The following is a 22307-nucleotide window of genomic DNA, read 5'->3' as shown; positions in this document are numbered from 1 at the left end:
GAAAGACAAATTGAATATTTTGGTTATTGATACGGCAACTGAAGCATGCTCTGTTGCCGTTTCGACCAACAATGGAAATGCAAACCAGTTTGAAGTGTGCCCGCAACAGCAGAGCCAAAAACTTTTGCCTATGGTTGACGAGGTATTGAAAAGTGCCAAATCGGATCTAAGTGAAATGACCCTACTGGCCTATGGTAGAGGGCCAGGTAGTTTCACAGGCGTGCGGATTGCAACAGGTATGATTCAAGGACTGGCCTTAGGGACAGGATTACCCGTTGTTGGAGTCAGTACCCTCGCAGCAATGGCTTACCAAGTCGCTCAGACTGAACACAGTACTCGCATTGGGGTGGCGATAGATGCTCGAATGAATGAAGTTTACTTTGCGGTGTACGATTATTGTGACGGCGAATTAACGGAATTAGTGAAAGAACAAGTTTGCTCGCCTGAAATCGCATTATCGCAACTTCCCGACGGCGTTAAACATTTCGCTGGTACCGGGTGGGGAGCGTATGACACCCTAGTCGAAGTGACACAAAATGCAGTCATCACTGTGATGTATCCTGATGCACAATATATGTTAACCCTGGCGGCCTCAGGCTATGCGAAAGGTTTAGCCACTGCAGTAGAAGATGTAGCCCCTGTCTATTTGCGCGACACGGTAACTTGGAAGAAGCTACCGGGAAGAGAATAAGCCATTTTATAAATGAATATGGCGTGAAAATTGCAGCCCAGTGTGTTTACTCTGTTGTTTTAACTGTTAAATACTATGGACGTCAACACGTCATTTATTATCCCTAGTGCTGATAATGCTGCACAAAAAGCAAGATCTAGCACAAATTCCACGGCTAAAACGTCGCCTGTTGTGGTGGAAGCGAATCGTGCATCGGGCGTGGTTCGTACCACTGACAACCCTGATGTTATTGATGGTGCGGATCAGTTCAGACAACAAGCCACTTACGACCAACCTAGTGGCCGTTCTCAACAAGCCCTCGCTTCTTATCAAAGCTTCGAACGCGAAGAAAAGCGCGCAGAACTTCGCAACTTGTTGGGCGTTGATTTGTTCGCTTAAACGTCGGTGCCACCGATGTTAGCTTTCTCTCATCGGTCGAAAAAGCACAAGTAATACAACACGCGATATCATTGTTGAAACGAGACACAGACCTGACTCAAAGTGCGCTGTTTGAATAGCACTGATGGGCAAGAACCGTCATTTGCGTTCACTTACCTAAGATTGTGTTCAAGTTTTTTTCGCATTATGTGGTAGCATCAATTCAGCTTCTATTCAGATAAAGTTCAGTAAGCTGAACGACATCAAGGATATTTAGTTTTTAACAGACAAGGAAAGCACCAGTTAGTGCGTATCGTTTTAGGGGGAGTTATGAGTCGAGTTCTTTTAATGTTGGCTGTCGTATTACTCGGTGGTTGTTCGATTTTACCAGATGCGATCAAAGTACCAGAGGGGACTGAGCTAGTATCATACAGCCGTGCCGTGACTGGTGGAGAATCTGTGAAAGGGAAAACCGCACGATGGGGCGGTGTCATTGCAGGTGTTGAAAACAAACCGAATCAAACGTTTGTTGAGATCGTTCAATTTCCGTTAAATCATTATGGCCGCCCCAATACGAATGGCGAGACAATGGGTCGCTTTAAAGTGGTGTTGGAGGGGTTTGTCGAACCGATTATTTTTGAATCGGGTCGTGCCGTGACATTTACTGGACAAGTAGCAACGCCGGTTGCGGGAATGGTTGATGAACAACCTTACATGTATCCAGCGATAGACGGTTCAGATTATCACTTGTGGCGTAAGCAAGTCGATTATCGAGTACAACCTATGTTCGTCGACCCGTGGATGGGTTGGTATTCGCCTTTCTACTATTCTAATTTCTACCACCCGTTTTGGTTTAACAGACCATTTTACAGACCATTCCCTAACCGGATTAGATACGTAGAAACTTATTCACCGCCTACTTCAAATCCAGTGATTATCCGCTCCAGATCGTCGTCTGGTGCATCGAGAGCAACCACGCCGAATAGAGCGTCAAATCGCACGCCGGCGAGGAATGTGAATTCGGTTAACCGTGGCAGAATTAAAAGCGAAATGCGCTAAACGCTACCAATAGTATTCTGGCAAATTGCCGCCCATCGAGGCGGCTTTTTGCCGTTTGAGCGGCAGGTATTTGCCTCTAGGAGATAAACGTGAAAGAACAAAGTTGGATGACAGGTCAATCTGAGCTGCGAGGACTAGACAACCAAGGAACGGGTCCTTTGATTATCGGCTTGCACGGATTCTTAGATAACGCTGCAAGCATGCTCCCATTGGCGCCTTATCTATCAGAGTATCATTTTGTTGCTATTGATTGGCCGGGACATGGCAAATCACCACATCGATCTGTAGACGCTCACTATCACCTTCTTGATTATATTCAAGATTTATACAATTTATGTGAATCGCAAAATTGGCAAGATGTCATCCTTGTGGGCCATTCAATGGGCGGTATTATCGCAAGTATTTTTGCCGCTAGTTTTCCTGAATACGTCCGTGGTGTTGTCAGTTTGGACGCGTGTGGCCCACTCACCATGCCCGCGGACAAAAGTGCAGAACAACTCAAAGCGGCTGTCACTAGCCGTCTGCCAAAACCCAAGCGCGACATACCCGTCGATCTCGAACACGCCATTACCGCGAGATGTAAAGTCAGTGATATCGCGCCAGAGCACGCCAGACTTATTCTTGAACGCAATATAACAACACTGGCGTCGGGGCAAACCATTTGGCAAAGCGATAGTAAACTGCGCACTAAATCAACGCTAAGATTAACTGAATCCCAAGCACAAAACTTTATGGAAAATATCCAGTGTCCTATTTGCTTTGTTGGTGCAGATAAAAGTTTTAAACAAGTGGAACAAGTCTACGCGCTAAGAACTGGGTGGCTAAAAAATAGCCAGTTGACTATGTTGTCTGGGGGCCACCACATCCACATGGAAAAGCCCTGTGAAATAAGTGAGGTGATTTGTTCCTTTGTTGACCATTTGTAAACAGGAGCGTTTATCTTTGTTTCAACATCCGATACTATAGGTGAAGTAATCAGACCAGTTGCTTAACTTATAGTTGAATATTGATAAGCGAAACGCTACTCAGGATTGAAAGCTTTCACTATCGGTTTCAACTACCAGAGCGAACATTCAAAGTGAGGGAGGGTTTTGTGGAAAAAACCTGGCTAAAGCATTATGACCCGCGTGTATCACCGGAAATTAATCCAGATCGCTATTCATCTGTTGTTGATATCTTCGAACAATCTGTAAAGCAGTACAAAGACGGCACTGCCTACATCAATATGGGTCATACGATGACCTTTGCCGAGCTAGATAAGCTTTCAGCTCAGTTTGCTGCATACCTTCAAAATTCGGGGTTAAAGCGCGGTGATGCCGTTGCGATTATGATGCCGAATATGTTGCAGTACCCAGTTGCGATGTTTGGTGTGTTGCGAGCAGGTATGGTCGTTGTCAACGTCAACCCTCTGTATACCGCTCGAGAGTTAAAGCACCAACTCAACGACGCCAACGTTAAAACGATCATCATCGTTGAAAACTTTGCGTGTACGCTTGAGGAAGTCATTAGCGAAACCAAAGTCGAAAACGTATTGCTGACGAGCCTTGGTGATATGCTGCCTGCGCCAAAGCGCTGGATCGTCAATTTTGTAGTAAAGAACGTCAAGAAAATGGTACCCGCATTTTCGCTTCCCAGTGCCGTTCGTTTTAACGATGCACTGAAAAAAGGCGCATCATTAAAATACGAGCGTCCAGACATTACTAACGATGAGCTAGCCTTTTTACAATACACTGGCGGTACAACCGGCGTATCAAAAGGCGCGATGCTGACTCATCGCAATATGATCGCGAACCTAGAACAAGTGTCAGGCATCTTGGAAACCGTAATTGAACCGGGTAAAGACTTTGTTGTTACGGCGTTGCCGCTGTACCACATCTTTGCACTACTCGCGAATTGTCTACTATTTGTTAAGTATGGTTGCCCTAACTTATTGATTACTAACCCAAGGGATATGCCTGGCTTTGTCAAAGAGCTTGAAAAGTATCCATTTACTATTCTTCCGGGCGTCAATACGTTGTTTAACGGCTTACTCAATACCCCCGGGTTTAGCGAGTTGGATTTCTCTAACTTCAAGTTTGGCCTGGGCGGTGGTATGGCTGTACAGAGACCTGTCGCTGAAAAGTGGCAAGCTGTCACCGGCACCGTATTGTTAGAAGGTTATGGTTTGACCGAATGCTCACCTGTTGTAACGGTAAACCCGCCACAAATTGATGCGTATCGAGGGGCCATTGGCATGCCTGTCCCTTCTACAGACATTAAGTTGATGGATGAAGAAGGCAATGAAGTCGCACTTGGAGAACCGGGCGAAATGTGGGTGAAAGGGCCGCAAGTGATGTCTGGTTATCTCAATCGCCAAGAGGCAACGGACGAAATCCTAAAAGAAGGATGGCTTGCGACCGGAGACATCGCAAAAGTGGATGATGAAGGATATTTCTATATTGTTGACCGTAAAAAAGATATGATCCTCGTATCTGGCTTCAATGTTTTCCCAAATGAAATTGAAGAAGTCGCGGTGATGCATGACAATGTAATTGAAGCGGCTGCTGTCGGTGTTCCTCACGAAGTGAGTGGCGAGGTAGTGAAACTGTTTGTTGTGAGTGACGACGAAAACCTCACCGCCGAAGCCGTAATTGCACATTGTCGCCAGCACCTGACAGGTTATAAGGTACCTAAACTCGTGGTATTTAAAGATGACCTGCCAAAAACAAATGTAGGCAAGATCCTACGCCGAGAACTTCGAGACTAAGTTAGATTTAAGATGACTTTATGGAGCAGCCGGCAATAGCCGGCTGTTTTCGTTTTTATGGAATACAAATTAGTTACCAGCCAAAGTGAGTTGGATGCGGTATGTGAAGCAGCACGTCAGCAAGACGCCGTCGCGATCGATACCGAGTTTGTCAGAACTCGAACGCTAATGCCGCAGTTGGGTTTGATTCAACTTTATGACGGGCAACAGCTCGTATTGATAGACCCTCTAGCAATGGATGATTTTACCTCACTCATTGCCTTACTAACTGATCAGAATGTAGTCAAAGTGCTACATTCATGCTCGGAAGATTTAGAAACTTTTCTCAATGCCTTTAATGTCGTTCCGTCGCCTATCTTTGACACTCAGTTTGCGGCGTCAGTCTTAGGCAAAGGTGCAACACTGGGTTACGCCAGACTCGTCGAAATGCAATCGGGCGTTGTGCTCGACAAAGGGGAGTCGAGAACGGATTGGCTTGCTCGGCCGTTGAGTGAAAAACAATGCGCCTATGCGGCAAACGACGTGCTGTATTTACTGCCGGTTTATCATGAGTTACTCGATGAAATTAACGAAGCAGGTAAGTTGGATTGGGTGTACCAAGAAATCGCGTCTTTGGCTAAGCGCAAGCGGGCTCAAGTGCCGTTAGATATGGCTTATCTGCAGCTTAAGAATATTTGGCGACTAAACCAAACCCAGTTAACTGTACTGCAAGCTTTAGCGGCGTGGAGACTCTCTCGAGCACGGGATAAAGATATGGCGCTGAACCATGTGTTCAAAGAAGGAAACTTGTTTGAATCGGCGGTACGACTTGTTCAGAGTAAATCTGCACTTGCAAAAATTCCGACGGTTTCACCCCAAGAGGTGAGGTTCAACGGCAACAAAGTCGCAGCGATTGTGACGCAAACGCTTGCAGAATTGGAGTGCGGTGAACGTTCATTGGTTGCCAAGGTCAAAAGGCTTATCGATGTAAAACACTACAAAGCAACGTTTAGCGAACTCAAACAAGCGTGCCAGAAGGTGGCAGACGAAAACCAAGTGAGTGTGGACGTGATTGCCTCGAAAAAACAAATAAACCAAGTGCTCAAATGGACGTGGTTTGAGCTCGATGAAACCCGAGCGTTGGGCTTGGAGCCCGATTTGTTGTCAGGCTGGAGAGGACCATTGCTCAAGTCCACATTTGATCAAATTCTTTCGAAATAAACGTTATAGGTACCAAAGACCATGTTGTGTGCTGTTTACAAAACCCGCAAAAAGCAGGGAATGTATCTCTACATAGAAAAAAAAGACGATTTTAATAAAGTGCCAGAGGCTCTGATGTCTCAGTTCGGTACCCCTGAACTTGTGATGATACTGCCTTTGGAAAAACGCCAAGTCATCGCAGGCGTTGATAAAGAAAAGTTAATGACAGCGCTTGAAGAAAACGGGTTTTACCTTCAAATGCCGCCTAAAGAAGATGATTTGCTGGCGCAGCATCGAACGGAGCTCGGCCTATCGGCACACCCGGAGAGACGTGAGTTTTGAAAAAATCGCTAACTTATATCCCCGTTGTATTGAGTCTTTTGCTGAGTCATGTGGGTTTTGCACAAACATCTGGTAAGAGTGCAGCGGGTTTTGCTGATTATGTGAACAGTGTGAAATCAGAAGCCGTTGGTCGCGGATATGAGGCTGACTGGCTAGACGCGCAACTGGCGAATGTTGAGTATCGGGCAACAGCGGTGAAAGCTGATCGCAATCAGCCCGAAAAGCGCATCACGCTGGACCAATATCTAGATACCCGTGTTCCTGACTGGAAGGTCAATCGTGCGATAACACTGGGTCAAGAACACAGAGCCTTATTAGAGAAAATCTCTGCTGAGTACGGGGTACAAACCCGTTTTATTCTTGCATTGTGGGGAAACGAGTCCAACTTTGGCAAGATCCAAGGCCGTTATCCTGTTTTGTCTGCGACCCTATCGTTAGCTTACGAAGGGCGTAGAGAGGAAATGTTTAAGCGTCAGTTCTTCGCAGCTTTGGATATTCTTCGCGCTGGGCATATTGATAGCACTGAAATGAAGGGGTCTTGGGCCGGCGCGATGGGCCAGAGTCAATTCATGCCAACGACGTTTATGACCTATGCAGTAGATTATGACAAGGATGGTAAGAAAGATATTTGGTCGACACCAGCCGATGTATTTGCCTCAATCGCGAATTTTCTAAGCAGCGAGGGGTGGAGTGATAATGGGTTGTGGGGACGACAGGTCATTATCCCAAAAAACGCTGAGTCACTACCCTCTGGTTTGAGCAAAGACAACTTTCGACCTTTATCTTTTTGGCAAGCGCAGGGTGTTCGCCGATATGATGGCAGAGATCTCCCCAATGTTGATGTGAAAGCTTCGTTAATCATGCCCGACGGACCCGAGGGCAGGGTGTATTTGGTATACAATAACTTTCATACCTTGATGCGTTGGAATCGTTCTTCTTACTTTGGTGTGTCGGTGGGGTATCTTTCAGACCGAATTCGAGGGTTCTGAACAGTGAAACACTTCACATTTACATCGAATAACGCGCCACTACAAACGGGCAAAGCCGTTTGTGTCGGGCGCAACTATATGGATCACATAGAAGAGCTCAACAATTCGGTGCCGACTGACCCACTGCTTTTCATTAAGCCGGCTTCTGCTTTTTGCGATTTGGCTGCGCCGTTTTGTATTCCTACTGCCGATGGCGAATGCCACAATGAATTAGAGATTGCCTTGCTAGTTGGTCGCACATTGACCAATGTCACAGAGAGCGAAGCGATGCAGGGGATAATCGGCGTCGGTCTTGCTTTGGATCTAACCTTGCGTGATAAGCAAACTGAATTGAAATCGAAAGGGTACCCATGGGAGATAGCGAAAGCGTTTGACAATAGCTGCCCAGTATCCTCGTTTATCCCGGTAGAGGAGGTCAGTGACATCCAAGATTTGCATTTTTCATTGCAAGTCAACGGAGAGTATCGCCAACAGGGTCATACAGCACTGATGATAAGACAAGCGGCTAGCCTTATCAGTTATATTTCTCGCTACTTCACGTTAGAAGCTGGCGACCTTGTGTTAACTGGCACGCCAAAAGGCGTTGGGCCATTGCGCCCTGGCGATAAATTAACATGTAAGCTTAACGATTATTTCACGATCTCTACGCAGGTGAGCCAAGATGACAGTTGAACGATTTTGGGAAACAAAGCAACTCGAAGAGATGAACGACAGTGAATGGGAGTCGTTGTGCGACGGCTGCGGTAAGTGCTGTTTACACAAGTTTATTGACGATGAAGAAATAGAGGAAGCCGAAACAACGGATGTCATTAATCCGGGAGAGTCGGTTCACTACACTAATATTGTTTGTTCTTACCTCAATACCAAATCTTGTTCATGTACCCAGTACGAGAAGCGCACGGAGTTGGTTCCCGAGTGCGTTAAACTGACCAAAGACAATCTAAAAGACATATTTTTCATGCCACCGAGTTGTACCTACAGACGTCTGCATGAAGGGAGAGGTATGCCGTCATGGCATCCTTTGCTCAATCGCGGGAAGAAAACCGCGATGCACAAAGCCGGTATGTCGGTCAGAAGCAAGACTATTTACGAGGTGGATGTCGACCTAACACAATTCGAAGACTATATCGCACTGTGGCCACTAGAAGATTTGGATTGAGTCATTGTCATGGACACCAGCGTCGCATGCGAGTTGATTAGAGGCCACAGGGTGGCTTCTGGTTTGGCTTCAGATTCACCATACCCAAGCGGGACGATTGCGTTACAAAAGCCCGTGTTTAAAGGGATAGGGCTTGATTTGAGTGCGTTTTATCCTGCGACACTCAACTTGGATATCAAGCCTCGACGATGGGAATTAAGGCTGGCTGATTATGTATTTGAGAACGTAAACTGGCTGGAAGGCGTACCTGCAGAAACGTTTTCTTTCGTAGATTGCGTAGTTCAATGGCAAAAGACGCAATTTAAGGCGTTGATTTATTACCCTCATCCCGACACAAAACCGGCTCATCATCAGTCAGAAACTGTAATAGAAGTATTGGCACCCTACATACAGGGTTGTGCTTATGGAGATGAGATTAGGCTAACGGTGGATGAGCAAAAGCTCAGATTTCGTTAGTCGTTGTCGAGTAGTAAGCTATACAAATAGGCATCGCGTCCGAAAACACGCTTGCGGCACAACCCTTCTTTTGCTGCTCCAATGCGCTGTGCCAGCTTGATGCTCGCAATGTTTGCCGGCTCAATAAACAGTTCTAAGCGCACGAGATTTAAATGATTCTTCGCTAAACTGATCAGGCGGTCACACAGCAATGAGCCCAAGCCTTGCCCACAAGCTTGTGGCGCAATCCAGTACCCCAAATTCGCCACTCTGTGGATCGGGTGAATATAGTTCACAATTCCCATGCCTAGGCATTTTCCTTCATACATAGGGAGATAGGCGATGCCATATCCAGATTGCCGTGCATGTTCGAATTGCTCAATACACTGTTTTGCGGCGCTTGGGTTGGTCGGGCAGAGTGTAGATCCCAACCAAGGTTTGACTGTCTCAGCAGCGCTGCAACCACTTTCACATAGGGGCTTTACGTGTTGTGAGCCAATTCGCTCAATAGTGATAGGCGCCGATTCTGTGGTAATCGGCGCGAGTTTCGAAGGCAGAGTGGTAAGGTCGATCAAAATGGCTTTCTAGCAACAAAGCGGCTAGCGAGAACCAAAGCAACCGCGACTGTGTACAACGCAAAGATGATGCTCATCCATTCCGCCATACCCAGCGACAAAAAGTGCCAAGAATCTTCGTCGCACAAGCCTTTCGCTTCGAACAACACCGGAAGCCATTCGTGAAGTGGAGCCCACGACGGGAAGTTAGGCACAAATTCACATGTAGTGGCAAACGGGTTGGTACTGTGAAGAATTTCAACATGCTCGCGAGCGATAATAAATCCCCACACTGCTGAAACTGCCCATCCGACCATAGCAGTAACTCGAGTGATCACGTTATTGAAAATCAACACCAACAGGGCCGACAACAAAATACCATACACGGCGGTTCGTTGGTAAATGCACATAATGCAAGGTTCAATACCCATACCGTACTGGAAGTACAGCGCCGCGATTTGTAGACCAAGGGCAGTGAAAAATAGCACCGCCCATGATGACTTGGACTCTGACCAACTGCTCAGTTGATGTAATAACTTCATTACTGCAACCCTGAATTAATGCGCACTATCGGCGTCAGTGACCGTGGCTGAGTGATGCTCGATAAGATGAGCATCGTACAGCATGCCGGTAGCCTCAACGAGACCGAAGTAGGTCGCGGCTAAGCCCACTATTGTCAGTACAATCGTGTAGGGGATGGCCATCATTACCATACGCCCGTAAGACAATCTCAATAATGGGGCAATGGCTGACGTCAACATGAATAAGAACGCCGCCTGACCATTAGGGGTGGCAACAGAAGGTAGATTAGTTCCCGTATTGATCGCAACCGCTAATAAGTCGAATTGGTCACGGGTAATTTTACCGTCCTGCAACGCTGCCATGACCTCTGTGATATACACTGAGCCCACGAATACGTTGTCACTCACCATGGATAGGACACCATTTGCCAGGTAGAACAAGACCAATTGTGTTTTACCTTCATAGGACAGTACCCATTGGATAACCGGCGCAAAAAGTTGTTGGTCAATGATGACGGCAACGACGCCAAAGAAAACACACAGTAAGGCAGTAAAGGGCAGTGCTTCTTCAAAGGCTTTGCCCAGAGAATGCTCCTCGATGACGCCGCTGGCAGACGTCGCGAGTACGATTACCGAGAGGCCAATCAAGCCTACTTCAGCGAGGTGTAATGCCAAACCGATGATCAACCAAACACCGATCAGAGCTTGAAGAATCAAACGAGCGTTGTCGCGGATTGTGCGGTCTTCGTCCATGTGTTTGTCGTAATCAACTAAGATTGCACGAACGGCTTCGGGTAGCTGAGCGCCATACGAGAACCATTTCGTTTTTTCCAATACGACCGTTGTTAACAGTCCGCAGATGAATACTGGAATCGTAATAGGGGACATACGTGTTGCAAACTCGACAAAGTCCCAACCTGCTTTTTCAGCGATAATGAGGTTTTGTGGTTCACCCACCATCGTCATAACGCCACCAAGCGCCGTACCGACAGCTGAGTGCATCATCAGATTGCGTAAGAATGCCCTGAAATCATCTAGGTCATTTCGGCCTAAATGCTGAACTTTATCATCTGAAGTGTGGTCGTGATCGTGATGGAAGTCTTTGCCTGAAGCGACCTTGTGATAAATCGTGTAAAAACCCATACCTACGCTAATAATAACCGCAACTACGGTTAGTGCGTCTAGGAATGCCGAAAGGAATGCCGATGCGGCAATAAACGCTAGCGACAACGTGAGCTTATTCTTTACCTTGATCACCAATTTAGTGAACAAGAACATCAGCAGGTCTTTCATGAAATAGATGCCTGCTACCATGAACACTAATAAAAGCAGAACCTGAATGTTGACTTCAATCTCGTGATACATGTGTTTCGGGGTCGTCATCCCGATAAAAAGGGCTTCGATTAACAATAGACCGCCCGGCTGTAAGGGGTAACATTTTAGCGCCATTGCTAAGGTGAAAATGAATTCTAAAACCAGAGCCCACCCAGCAATGTAGGGGTCTAACTGGAATAAAAACGGATTGATAATCAGAAATGCGATGATGGTTTTTTTGTACCAATCAGGTGCATGGCCAAGAAAATTTTTGTAAATCGCCCCGGTCATTGAGGTTTGCATAGGTGTTTATCCTTATACATCTTTTAGGCTTTTGTAATTTGCGCCGATAGATTCTTGTCAGCGCAGCTCACAACGTTTGCCCGCGTGCTCAGATTTTCATCAAGCAGCGTTAACAAAGGGTAACCAAGACTACCTCATCTTTTCGCCGCAACCAAGCTTTATACTTATGATGTATAGCGATAAATTCTATTTCAGCATAAATTTATTTGCGCCAAACCTTTTATTATTAATTCCTTGCCCTTATTAAATCTAATAGCTGAAGTTTATAGTCGCCATTAATGTGGCAAAATTGTGGGTAATTGCGCTTAAGATCTTCAAACTTGTAGTGTTTCTCTACGACGCTTGATAATGACGGTCCAGAATGCGTTGTATGCCTTTAAATTTGCATGTTTCAGAGATTCGCAACGCAATTGACGAAGTTCAGTAAATTTAGATATTAATTGTTTGTTAAAACTGATTTGCATCTGGTACAATCAGTTCAAAATAACAAGAACGTGCAAGCGAGTGAGTTATGATTTACAAGGCCCAAAGTCCTGCCGGTTTTGCCGAAGAGTACATTGTTGAATCTATTTGGAGTGGTCGGTTCCCACCGGGCACAATATTGCCAGCGGAGCGTGAACTCTCTGAGCTAATTGGCGTCACGCGGACGACATTGCGAGAGGTGTTGCAACGCCTTGCACGTGACGGTTGGTTAACTATCCAGCACGGTAAACCAACGAAAGTGAATAACTTCATGGAAACCTGTGGCCTCAATATTCTTGAGACCCTGGCACGCCTTGACCAAGATGGTATTCCAGAATTGGTTGATAACCTGTTAGCGGCACGTACTAATTTAAGTGCAGTTTTCATTCGCGGTGCGATCAGAAACAACGCCGAACGCGCGATAGAGATCATCGGTGAATTCGACAAAATCGAAGAAGACGGTGCAGCGTTTGCAGAGTTCGACTACAAAATGAATCATGAACTCGCCTTGGCGTCAAATAACAAAGTCTTTGTGTTAATGATGAACGGCTTTCGCAGCATTTACTCGCGCATTGGTGGTTTTTTCTTTTCGTACCAGAAAGGCCGCGATATCGCGAAGAATTACTATATGCAACTGTTGGACTTGGCACAAAAAGGCGATTTTGAAAAAGTGCCACTTGTTATCCGCAATTACGGTATTGAAAGTGGAAAATTTTGGCAGGAAATTCGACACGAAATGCCAACGGATATCGTAGATTAACATGCCGCTACACAATATTGAAAAGCCCGCTTATGCGGGCTTTTTTGTGCGAGCACTTTTGTGAAAGCCCACCGATAATGCTCGTGAAGGAGAGAAGATGTTATCGTTTGTCATTGCCGTATTCATGTTAGCCCTTGGTATCCAGCGGCTATACCGCGGGTTGTTTAAAAAACGGAAAAGAGACATCAAGGTTGGGCTAGGCTGTTTTCTGATTGGATTTGGGTTGGCTTACAAGCCAGTTGTGCAGTTTTTGCTAGTCGACATATGTCTTGATAATGGCGGTAGGTATCACTACGACGATGGCGAATGTGAAGGCTCTCGGGAACACTAGCCGTAAACTCCCATTGCCTGTAATATTTCCCGAAATCACTGCCGTTGAATAGCTAAAGGATGCGATAAATGGAAAAGTTATATTTGGGTATAAATGGGCATCTAGTCTGTTTAGATAAACACTCTGGTGACACGCTTTGGGCAACAAAGTTGAGAACATCAAATACCGTAACAAATGTGCTACTTGATGGCGACAGTGTATTTGCCTATGCCACAGGCCATATGTTTTGTCTCAGTGCGGAAAACGGCGAGATTCGTTGGGAAAACACACTCAAAGGTATGGGTTATGGCCCATGTATTATTGCCTGTGAAAGCCAGAGTACAGCCGCAGTAGCCGGCCATGGCGCACTACAGCAGTCTTCTGCTGCGGTGGCGACGGCATTAGGTAGTGGTGGAAGTGCTGGCGACGGCGGTGGCGAATAACCACGTGATTCATGTTCCAGCGTCAACTTATGCTATCGGTACTGGCATGGCCTCTCGCCCCGACTAGGGTGTGGACCGTGTTTTTACAAACCTGGTTCACTGATAGTGTAGGGTCGGCACAGTACCTCACCGATTCGATCTTGGTATTGGTCACACAAACGCTGGTATTCCCCCTCTTTGTTGGCTTGCCGTAATAAGGAAGCGAGTCCTAACGTTGCTGCCTTGTCAAACGGCGCAAAGGCTAAAACGTGCCGATACCAAATTTCAGCTTCATTGGTATTCCCCAGCTGCGCATATTCATCGCCAATAATCGTGCCGATAGACGCCCGCCATGCTTTGCCCTCGCTATTTTTTGCAGTCTCGCTTTGATTCACGGCATCAAGTGCGCGTTTAAAATAGATGATGGCCTGATTTGGTTCATCTCGATAGGCGTAGAGTTCTCCCATGTTGATCAATACGTCCCAAGCGAGAGGGTTGAGTTTTAAGGCGGTATGGTAGTGTTCGATGGCGCTGTCCAATTGATTTTGTGCTGACATCACAAAACCCATCGCTTTGTGGGCCCGCGCGTTACTTGAATCAAGTGAAACGGCACGAGATGCTAACTGCTGGGCTTGGGTAAGTTGCAGTTGAGCCTCGTTTGAATTGAGCTTGCCATTTGCTAGCGCGCTGCTCAAACTCAGCGCTTGCCAGCTCTGGGTGTCCTCATGTGTTGGCATCCTAATCGCTCGTTGCACGAAGGCATTGGCTAGACCCGAAGCAGCCTCTATCGAGTTGGGATCAAGCGCGAGCGCTTTTTGATAGAGCTCGACCGCCATCTCGTTATGATGACGGGAAATCTGGTGATAGTATGTGTCGGCCTGCGCGATAACGTCATTAACGGGGGAAGATGGCGTTCGATACACAGTGAAAAAAAGGCCAATCGCAAAAATGCCTAAGACAAATAAGGCAATAGACCACCGAGAAGGGGAACGAGAATGCAATGGTGGCGATGTGTCAGCTGGTGGCTCTGAAACCCATCTTACCTGCTCAGCGATCAATCGATAGCCTCGTTTGGGTAAGGTTTCGATAAATTCAGGCTGTTTGGCGTCATCATCGAGTAGTTTTCTAACACGTGATACACAACGAGCTAATGCGTCGTCAGTGACGATGGTATCCGGCCACAATTGATTCGTTATCATATCCTTGCTGACAAGTTGGTTGTGCTGTTGTGCAAGCAAGATTAAAAGTTGAGTACTCAGTGGGTCGAATCGCCTAGACTTAGCGACAGATGAGGAGGCCTGGGCGGCGTTTTCCAGTTCACCTGAAGAGATATCCAGAATCCAGTTATTGATCTGTATTTTCTTGTATGGTTCTGATTTCATTGGAAATTATGTATCCCCTTGGTACCTTGCAGCACTTTGTCAGAAAAATAAGAAGGTTTTGTCATGACGTTTAGCCACAGCCTAACTAAAGTTCAGCGTCATTGAAATCACGATTGGATTATTTATGTATTTTCGTAGCTTATGTTTAGTTGCTTGCTGTGTTGTTACTGGCGTTATGGCCAGCCCCCAAGCGGAGGAAGAGCTTATCACCTTTTCCAAAGAGGAAGTATCGAGAGATCTCGATTACTTGTATCAGTCGCTTGTGCACACTCATTACAACCCTTACGCGTATGTATCGAAACAAGCCTTGTTTGATGCTTATCAGCACAGCAAAGGGCAATTGCAGTCATCACAGTACGAGTTAAAACACGTTGTAACGCTCTTTCAACGATTGGTCGCACAGTTGAAAAATGGCCATACAGAAATTGATTTTCCAGTGGCATCATATATTCAATACGCGGAATCTGGTGGGACATTGTTTCCGCTAGAACTGGTGTTTGAAAATGGCAAAGCATTGGTACGTACAAACTTTAGTCGCGATTCGGCAGTGCCAAAAGGTGCAAACATTATCGAGATTAATGGGCAGCCTATAAACGTTGTGTTAAACGATATTTATCCTTTGATATCAGGTGAGCGTCGAGCTTATCAGAATGCTAAGTTAGAGGTATACACGTTCCCGCGATACTACTGGTACGCGTTTGGTGAAAAATCGTTATTTGATGTGGTGTACGTTTACAAAGGGCAACAACACAGAGCCACATTAAAACCGATTGCGGTATTCGATGAGTTTGAAGCGCGCAAAGATGAAATTCTCAATGCTCAACGGACTGTAAAATTTTTCGGTGATGTCGCATACCTCAATCCGGGGCATTTTTCCGGTGACCAAGCAAAATATCGAGAATTTATCGACTCGGCATTTTCCTCAATAAGCAGCCATCAAGCTAATACCTTAATTGTCGATTTGAGAAACAACAGTGGAGGCGACGATGCGTTTAGCGACTATTTAGTCGCATACTTCGCGGATAAACCATTTAAATGGCATTCTCGTTTTGCGTTGCGCTCTAGCGCAACACTAAAACAAGACACGCAAGCCAATAAAGACACATCTTTACCATACTGGCGAAGCATCATGGAGCACAAAGATGGTGAACGGTATGAATTTGAATTCGACTATTATCAGCCCATGCCTGAAACCAAGCGTTTCAGCGGCGATATCTATGTACTGATTAACCGACAATCACATTCTCAATCTAGTGTTACCGCAGCCCAAATACAAGATTACGGGTGGGGGACTTTAGTTGGGGAAGAAACCGCTGAATTTCCAACATTGTTTGCGTCGCAATTTCATTACACGCTGCCGGAAACACGGCTGACGGTCAAGATTGCCAAAGGCTATATTGTTAGAGTCAGTGGCACTGAACGTGCACAGGGCGTCGAGCCAGATATCGTCATACAAGACCATATGTTAGACGCAGAAGATGAAATATTAAGTGGCCTGTTGAAAAAACTGAAACACTGACACGGGCTTCCTATTCAATCAACTCGAAAAAGTACGGTGTCTTTACTCTTGTTGTAGAAGGTGCCTAATCTCAACTGCGCGATAGCGACTCACAGGTATGGAGTCTTGGTATGCCATTTCCAACCAATACTTACTGCCTGGTGCCGACTTGAGCTGTTTGGCATATTTGATATTAACTGCATAAGATTTATGTACTCGGACAAAACCGTTGGGGCTCGTATCCATGATGGCCCCTAAACCGTCTTGATGCAGCAGTTGTTCACCATTTGTTAACAACAGCGTTGTGTAGTTGCCTTCACCTTTCAAGGCAAAACAATCTTGGACTGAAACTTTAATCACCCCATCGGGTCGCTTTATAGAAAATTCGCTACAAGCTTCACTCTGTTCAATATTGGCAACGGGGGTTTCGGTTTCAACGTATACCCAAGCCCAGGCGCCACCAATCAAAATCAGGGCGGCGACAAATTGAAAACTGTCAAGAAAAAAGGCGGTGGATGAAATTGTTGAAACAACACAGGCAATCACGAATAAAGGTAAAGTGGATAAGTAACTCACTTGGCCCCTGGCTGTCATGATAGTAAAAATCAACGCGGGTGCCGCGCACAACAGAATAAACTCCATTGCACGCCTCAAATCACCACTTTTGAGGGCGATAAAGTATGTCGTAAACACCAGTAATGTCGCGACTATCAATACTATGGCTAAAGCTCTGCTTTTTATGAGCTTGTAGCAGGTGAACACCAAGGTTAAACCTGCACCAGTATTGCCTAGCCAACCTAAAATGCCTCTTAGTTCGTGATAATGGTATTGGTAATTAATTAGCGCTCGGGATATTTCAGATATCAGTAATACGATGACAAAAAAGCCAAACGTTCCCAACCCGGTGTGAACTGGGTTTCCGGCGTTGTGACCAATTCTAAAACTCTGAAAGCTCAATAGTAATAGCGCACTGAGCACGATCAAAGGGGTGGCATAATAGCGTAAGTCTCTGCGCCCATTTTCACGATAGGGTCCAAGACTAATGAAGTGAAAAACCGACGCATCGTCGAACATTAGATGATGGGTCGACAACCAGACTTCTATCGTGTGATTGCCGGGCGATAAAAGAGACTGAGGAACGAAGAAAATCTCGTCGATTAAACCGGGAACCTCACTGTCGGAAGTCGAAGAGGCTTTGCCCTTTGCTCCTATGTCGTTGCCATCCCAAAAGACATTTGCCGAAAATGGGCCACCAATCATCAAGCCTACCGGACGTTGCCATTTTTCACTGTCATCAATGGATACAGAAAAACGGACTTTTTGTAGTGTCTCATGTTTGCCAATATCAAAGCGGTTGCTGGCTACCCATTCACCGTTTTCACTTTCTTGGGAGAGTTCGAAACCCGACCAGTACGCGTTATCCAAGTCAGAGCCATTGTGGGATATGACTAGCCCGATAAGATAAAAAATCGCCAGAATGACGTTAAATTGCCAAATGCTCATTGAGTATTTGGTCGATTTTTGTGAGCTACTCATCAACTTCCTGAGTTTTTCGTCCATTTGCGCTTGCTCGTCACTGATGAGCCGCTTATTCATTAAGGCTCAATATAAACACATCGATTCGATAAGTAAATCGAGTGATTTCGCATGGAGAAAAACGTGAAAAAGAAAGCATTATTGAAATGGAGTGCGCTACCTTTAGTCGCTGTTGTTGGTTACCTATTGGCATTACAAATATGGTCTTGGCGTTGGGATACGCCCAGTCAACCATTACCCGAAGGGCATCTAAGCCATGAACACGTCGCCACCGGGACCGGCTCATCACCGGACTTAGCAGCGCTGGCGCAATCCGGGCTGGTTGCCATGGCGAATGACTTGCAATCGGTTTCGGTTTCAGGTGCGATGAGCATCAATGGTGAGCCAGTGTGGTCAGGTGCTGTTGGGCTAGCCAGTATAGTGCCTTATGTGCCGGCGACGGTGAATACTCAATATCGCATTGGAAGCGTATCAAAAGCGATAACAGCAGTTGCTCTCATGAGAATGGTAGAGGAGGGCAAACTAGAGCTAGATGTACCAATTCATCAATATCTGCCGAGTTTCCCAAAACACAATGCGCCAATTACCGCCAGGCAACTCGCCAGCCATACAGCAGGCATTCGTCACTACCACTTTGAACCTTTCAAGTTTCCACCCACTGATGGACTGTCAAATCATCAATACGGTGATGTGGAAGAGGCACTATCCCAGTTTAGTGATGACGCTTTGTTATTTGAACCTGGCCATGATTTTGCCTATTCAACGCATGGTTACACGCTGTTGAGTGCCGTCATGCAAGCTGCGGGTAACATGAAGTTCGACCTGTTGCTCGAAGAGCTGATCAATGCGCCTTTGGGATTGAACAAAACAGTGGCGGAACACTTAATCCCGTCTACTGCTGAATTGGCGAGTTTCTACGTTGCAGACAATGGCAAGTTTGGCCTGACACCAGAGCAAAACTTATCAAACAAAGTCGCTGGTGGCGGTTTGGTCTCCACGCCTTCTGAATTGGTTCAAATCGGTAGTGCGTTAATGAATAACGGTTTGTTATCAGAGTCGAGCTTTTCAACAATGACACAAGTACAGAAAATCGCCGGGGGAGAGGATAATCCACAATCCTATGCTTTGGGTTGGCGACATTACACCACACGTCATATTCTCGATGGGGAAGACGTTGATGTAATCCACCATGGCGGCGTTTCGGTTGGTGCCAATGCTTTTTTACTTCTGGTGCCCCAATACAATATTTCTGTTGCAATATTAACTAACAGTAAAGGGCAAAACAGTCGGGGAGAAATTCAAATGTTCGCCTACAGACTGGCTGGGCAGGCGATAGCAGCGAAGCAGCTAGACGCCAAAGGGGAAGCGGTAATGTCTGCTGAATAACGACTTAGAAATGGATATTCAGTTGGCCATCGATTTGCAAACTGGATATCTACTTTCACAAAAACAACAGATGATTCGGCAGTTGCCATTGTTGAAGCAATCCATGGTTATCGTTGTCGGAGGCGCAACGCCACATCGTGAATAAGTCTAAATTCCAAGGCCGTTAAGAGCGGAGTCTACAATTTTTTTTCAACAATGTGGTTTTTAGTATGCGGTTTCTAATTCTTCTGATTATTCTGTGTACAGTTAATAAATAGTTTACCTGTTACCGAGGAAAAATCATGACTACTACTGAAACTATCAAAGGCAAAATCAACGAAGCTGAAGAATTCGCACGTAAGATTTGGCTAGCTGGCTTGGGTGCATATGGTAAAACATTTGACGAAGCACAAGGCCGTTACGAAAAACTCAGCACAGAAGCAACTAAAGTGTTTGACGAGTTGGTAAATAAAGGTGAGAGCCTAGAAGAAGAAGCAAAGACTAAGTTCAAAGCAACGACGTCTGATGTTGAAACTCGTGTGTCTGAAGTTCGCAAGAAGCTAGGTCTAGATTCTGCTGACCAATCAGAGCAAAAAATCGAAGAATTGTCTGCGAAGATTGATGCGTTGACAGAAGCTGTTGCTAAATTAGCGGCATCTAAGTAAATAAAGCTTGGTCGACAGACCAAGTTCGGGCCTTGTTTATTCGCTGTGACATTGGTGCGTCATTACCGTGCCTTCACGGAATGCTTAGGCTAAGTCTTTAAGATAGACAGGCCCGAATACTTAGACTTTTTTCAATTCGCTTTTTGGGGAATCTATATGACTACGACTAGCAATCAAAACTCGTCATCGTTTGGTTGGCTTGGTGCTGGGTTTAGCTTGGTTACAGACCGAGTGGATGCCATTAATCAACGAGTTGGAAATGAGTTGTCTGCAATCAATGACAACTTAACGGCCTTGAGCCAACGTGGAGAAAAAGTGGAAGCAGAGTTATGCCAACGCTTTCGTCCAGTCGCAACCTTAGTTGCAACGAAAAACAAATTAAAGGAGTCGGCTATGCCATTCGGTATCTTAGATTCGATAAACCCGTTTAAATCTAACAACCGTAAAAATGATGAGCGCTTAGCGGTGCTATCAGCAAAAGTCGACCTGCTAGTAGAACAAGTCGCATTACTTGCGGCCAAAGAGGCCACCGCACGTCAAGCTGCGAAAAAGCAAGCTGAAGCAAAAAAAGCGGCCAGTGCCGATACCGAAGCGACGCCTGCTAAATCTACGGCGCGAAAAACAACGCGCACAAAAGCGGCTGCTGCTAAAAAGCCCGCTACGGAGAGTGCAAAGACCACAACGGCCAAACCCGCTGCTAGAAAGACGACTCGCCGCACTACGACTAAGCCCAAAACCACTGCGGCTAAAAAAGAAACAGAATAATTGAGCAAGAGGCGTAGTGGTTTGTCTATGCCTCTCTTGTATCTGACCAGCTAATAACGATTCCACAAATTTTGGTACTTTTTTACTGAAAAGTAATCGCTGGGTTCCCAGCATGTCGGTACCAAAGCTTCGATATCTTCTTGCGTAAAGTTCGCCGATAACCCACTCATTATCTCAGCTAATCGGTCTTTCCCTATTCGCATGAGCTTTTTATGGTTCGCTTTAAAATACAGATTAGTGGAACGCGGCACGGTTTCATCTGCTATTGACGTTATGTAAGTTAACCCACGGGTGACGGGCCTAACAACCGGCTCAGCGGGGTGCTTGGGGTTCAGTTGTGTCACGATAGCACACTCGTAATGATCCCGTTCAACCCCTTTCTCGTTTCGCGGGATGTAGGTTACCCCGAACCCTTGAGGAAAATAGCCTACAATCGAAATGAAAGCCTCTGCCATTTTGGCGTTGAGAGCCCCTTTTTTTGCTAATTGCTCGATCAATAAATACCCTTTTGGTAGGGCCTTTCGCGTGTAATCGGGCTTGGTTGATAGAATGATAGAGGCGTAAATCTGGGGGATTTTAACTAACTCTCCGATTCCGACCTTAGATACATAGGCATCTCGAACGACCTGAGTGATAAAGTCGTTAATATGCTGCTGAGTGTCATTAAACGTCGCACGCTCTGCTTTGTCGTTGCCTATGTATTTGGGTAAGCCAAGGCCATTTTGGATGTAGTCCAAAGTGTGGTTGAAGTTGAGTTTTAACAGACGTTTTCGCTCTTTTTCATCAAGTACGCGAAATTCATCTTTTTTGCCGTCTTCTCCATATAACACCGCTAACGAATCCGGATGTTGGAGCCCAATGTCTTGCATAATCGCCGCGACGATCAGAGGAATTGCCAATTCATTTTGCCAACGAGCCATACAATCACGGTCGCCTTGGAATCGGTCATGGGCATCGCTAAACTTGGCCAAATACCCGTGTTTTAGCTTATTATCAGCGATAATTTTGTCCGCTAACCTAAGAGTTAAAACTGCTTTGTATAACGGCTTTAGGCGTTGATGTAGACGAGCAAAGTTACGGTCTTTGCCCCTTGTTATCAGCATCACCGTGCCAAGAAACTTGGCGCTGAGCAATTGGGTTTCTTGATAGCTATCACCATCGCATAGTTCGAGCAACCGAAGGGCAACTTGGCGTAGTGATGTTAGCCTGGCGTGGCGTGATTCCTCTACCGACTTGGTTAGGGTCTTGAGTTTATCCTCGAGAGCCACTTTGCTTTGCACTTCGTCATCGTTTTCAACGAAGTTTTCCAGTTTTTGAGTGACATCTTGTTTTTCAGCCGCGATTTTTACACCAGAATAAAAGTAGAGCTTAGCATCGTCGAATAACGAGCCATGTCCCCATTCGTTTGGGTAGACCTGTTCAATCAGGCGCTTTACTTTCTGCGTGTAAGTATTATCAGGGCTTTCGGTAGTTATCTTCACTATCGTCCTTAG

General features: G+C 45.9%; 25 protein-coding genes. 19 read left to right on the top strand and 6 right to left on the bottom strand.

The window, feature by feature from the left end; genetic code table 11:
- Window positions 1–10 precede the first annotated feature (10 nt).
- The 11 genes from tsaB (at window position 11) to AC27G9_RS05655 (ending at window position 8978) form a co-directional block, all read left to right on the top strand.
- Window positions 11–691 (top strand): tRNA (adenosine(37)-N6)-threonylcarbamoyltransferase complex dimerization subunit type 1 TsaB, encoded by a 681-nt coding sequence (gene tsaB / locus AC27G9_RS05705; RefSeq protein ID WP_487072069.1) that lies wholly within the window; start codon window positions 11–13, stop codon window positions 689–691.
- Window positions 692–766: 75 nt separating this feature from the next.
- The gene (locus AC27G9_RS05700) at window positions 767–1069 is read left to right on the top strand and encodes a hypothetical protein (RefSeq protein ID WP_487071913.1); all 303 of its coding nucleotides are present in this window, start codon (window positions 767–769) and stop codon (window positions 1067–1069) included.
- A gap of 309 nt (window positions 1070–1378) precedes the next feature.
- A complete protein-coding gene (locus tag AC27G9_RS05695; RefSeq protein WP_487071911.1) occupies window positions 1379–2107 on the top strand; it encodes a Slp family lipoprotein in 729 nt (242 codons plus the stop codon).
- A gap of 89 nt (window positions 2108–2196) precedes the next feature.
- Window positions 2197–3033: an alpha/beta fold hydrolase gene (locus AC27G9_RS05690; protein WP_487071909.1), complete on the top strand. Its 837-nt coding sequence runs from the start codon at window positions 2197–2199 to the stop codon at window positions 3031–3033.
- A gap of 167 nt (window positions 3034–3200) precedes the next feature.
- The gene (gene fadD / locus AC27G9_RS05685) at window positions 3201–4853 is read left to right on the top strand and encodes a long-chain-fatty-acid--CoA ligase FadD (protein WP_487071907.1); all 1653 of its coding nucleotides are present in this window, start codon (window positions 3201–3203) and stop codon (window positions 4851–4853) included.
- 57 nt (window positions 4854–4910) lie between these two features.
- Window positions 4911–6053, top strand: a complete 1143-nt coding sequence (gene rnd, locus AC27G9_RS05680) for a ribonuclease D (RefSeq protein ID WP_487071905.1) — start codon at window positions 4911–4913, stop codon at window positions 6051–6053.
- 21 nt (window positions 6054–6074) lie between these two features.
- Window positions 6075–6374: a YcgL domain-containing protein gene (locus tag AC27G9_RS05675; protein WP_487071903.1), complete on the top strand. Its 300-nt coding sequence runs from the start codon at window positions 6075–6077 to the stop codon at window positions 6372–6374.
- Window positions 6375–6391: 17 nt separating this feature from the next.
- Window positions 6392–7363 (top strand): lytic murein transglycosylase, encoded by a 972-nt coding sequence (locus AC27G9_RS05670; protein ID WP_487072067.1) that lies wholly within the window; start codon window positions 6392–6394, stop codon window positions 7361–7363.
- A 3-nt stretch (window positions 7364–7366) separates the two neighbouring features.
- Window positions 7367–8035, top strand: coding sequence for a fumarylacetoacetate hydrolase family protein (locus AC27G9_RS05665; protein ID WP_487071901.1), 669 nt, complete (start codon window positions 7367–7369; stop codon window positions 8033–8035).
- Window positions 8025–8522 (top strand): YcgN family cysteine cluster protein, encoded by a 498-nt coding sequence (locus tag AC27G9_RS05660; protein WP_487071899.1) that lies wholly within the window; start codon window positions 8025–8027, stop codon window positions 8520–8522. The genes AC27G9_RS05665 and AC27G9_RS05660 overlap by 11 nt, the downstream gene beginning before the upstream one ends.
- Before the next feature lie 9 nt (window positions 8523–8531).
- Entirely contained in the window at window positions 8532–8978 is a 447-nt protein-coding gene (locus tag AC27G9_RS05655; protein ID WP_487071897.1) for a hypothetical protein, read from the top strand.
- Here AC27G9_RS05655 and AC27G9_RS05650 read toward each other — a convergent pair.
- Genes AC27G9_RS05650 through nhaB form a run of 3 tightly spaced genes read right to left on the bottom strand, consistent with a single transcriptional unit; the run spans window position 8975 to window position 11649 of the window.
- Window positions 8975–9532, bottom strand: coding sequence for a GNAT family N-acetyltransferase (locus AC27G9_RS05650; RefSeq protein WP_487071895.1), 558 nt, complete (start codon window positions 9530–9532; stop codon window positions 8975–8977). The two genes, AC27G9_RS05655 and AC27G9_RS05650, sit on opposite strands and share 4 nt — an antisense overlap.
- Window positions 9529–10053, bottom strand: a complete 525-nt coding sequence (dsbB, locus tag AC27G9_RS05645) for a disulfide bond formation protein DsbB (RefSeq protein ID WP_487071893.1) — start codon at window positions 10051–10053, stop codon at window positions 9529–9531. The genes AC27G9_RS05650 and dsbB overlap by 4 nt, the downstream gene beginning before the upstream one ends.
- 15 nt (window positions 10054–10068) lie before the next feature.
- Window positions 10069–11649, bottom strand: coding sequence for a sodium/proton antiporter NhaB (nhaB, locus tag AC27G9_RS05640; protein ID WP_487071891.1), 1581 nt, complete (start codon window positions 11647–11649; stop codon window positions 10069–10071).
- Between the two features lie 511 nt (window positions 11650–12160).
- Here nhaB and fadR point away from each other — a divergent pair.
- The 3 genes from fadR (at window position 12161) to AC27G9_RS05625 (ending at window position 13624) form a co-directional block, all read left to right on the top strand.
- Window positions 12161–12871, top strand: a complete 711-nt coding sequence (gene fadR, locus AC27G9_RS05635; protein ID WP_487071889.1) for a fatty acid metabolism transcriptional regulator FadR — start codon at window positions 12161–12163, stop codon at window positions 12869–12871.
- A 97-nt stretch (window positions 12872–12968) separates the two neighbouring features.
- The gene (locus AC27G9_RS05630) at window positions 12969–13202 is read left to right on the top strand and encodes a hypothetical protein (protein WP_487071887.1); all 234 of its coding nucleotides are present in this window, start codon (window positions 12969–12971) and stop codon (window positions 13200–13202) included.
- A 68-nt stretch (window positions 13203–13270) separates the two neighbouring features.
- Window positions 13271–13624: an outer membrane protein assembly factor BamB family protein gene (locus tag AC27G9_RS05625; RefSeq protein ID WP_487071885.1), complete on the top strand. Its 354-nt coding sequence runs from the start codon at window positions 13271–13273 to the stop codon at window positions 13622–13624.
- An 83-nt stretch (window positions 13625–13707) separates the two neighbouring features.
- Here the strand turns inward: AC27G9_RS05625 and AC27G9_RS05620 are convergent, their stop codons facing one another.
- Window positions 13708–14985: a winged helix-turn-helix domain-containing protein gene (locus tag AC27G9_RS05620; RefSeq protein WP_487071883.1), complete on the bottom strand. Its 1278-nt coding sequence runs from the start codon at window positions 14983–14985 to the stop codon at window positions 13708–13710.
- Between the two features lie 124 nt (window positions 14986–15109).
- On the opposite strand from AC27G9_RS05620, the gene AC27G9_RS05615 reads away from it, so the two are divergent.
- Entirely contained in the window at window positions 15110–16504 is a 1395-nt protein-coding gene (locus AC27G9_RS05615) for a S41 family peptidase (protein WP_487071881.1), read from the top strand.
- A gap of 42 nt (window positions 16505–16546) precedes the next feature.
- Here AC27G9_RS05615 and AC27G9_RS05610 read toward each other — a convergent pair whose 3' ends face one another.
- A complete protein-coding gene (locus tag AC27G9_RS05610) occupies window positions 16547–18079 on the bottom strand; it encodes a LytTR family DNA-binding domain-containing protein (RefSeq protein WP_487071879.1) in 1533 nt (510 codons plus the stop codon).
- A 63-nt stretch (window positions 18080–18142) separates the two neighbouring features.
- Between AC27G9_RS05610 and AC27G9_RS05605 the strand changes: the two genes are divergently transcribed.
- The 4 genes from AC27G9_RS05605 (at window position 18143) to AC27G9_RS05590 (ending at window position 20814) form a co-directional block, all read left to right on the top strand.
- Window positions 18143–19405, top strand: coding sequence for a serine hydrolase domain-containing protein (locus tag AC27G9_RS05605; protein ID WP_487071877.1), 1263 nt, complete (start codon window positions 18143–18145; stop codon window positions 19403–19405).
- A 10-nt stretch (window positions 19406–19415) separates the two neighbouring features.
- Complete coding sequence (locus tag AC27G9_RS05600) at window positions 19416–19550, top strand: hypothetical protein (protein ID WP_487071875.1); 135 nt, start codon at window positions 19416–19418, stop codon at window positions 19548–19550.
- Between the two features lie 136 nt (window positions 19551–19686).
- Window positions 19687–20049 carry a phasin-related domain-containing protein gene (locus AC27G9_RS05595; protein ID WP_487071873.1) on the top strand — a complete coding sequence of 121 codons (363 nt, stop codon included), beginning with the start codon at window positions 19687–19689 and terminating at the stop codon, window positions 20047–20049.
- A 156-nt stretch (window positions 20050–20205) separates the two neighbouring features.
- Complete coding sequence (locus tag AC27G9_RS05590; protein ID WP_487071871.1) at window positions 20206–20814, top strand: hypothetical protein; 609 nt, start codon at window positions 20206–20208, stop codon at window positions 20812–20814.
- Window positions 20815–20864: 50 nt separating this feature from the next.
- Here AC27G9_RS05590 and AC27G9_RS05585 read toward each other — a convergent pair whose 3' ends face one another.
- Complete coding sequence (locus AC27G9_RS05585; protein WP_487071869.1) at window positions 20865–22295, bottom strand: hypothetical protein; 1431 nt, start codon at window positions 22293–22295, stop codon at window positions 20865–20867.
- Between the last annotated feature and the right edge of the window lie 12 nt (window positions 22296–22307).

The sequence above is a fragment of the Alteromonas sp. 5NS40-0096 genome, from assembly GCF_057544385.1.
The sequence above is the reverse complement of the archived record's forward strand: the minus strand, read 5'-3'. Positions and strand labels throughout refer to the sequence as shown.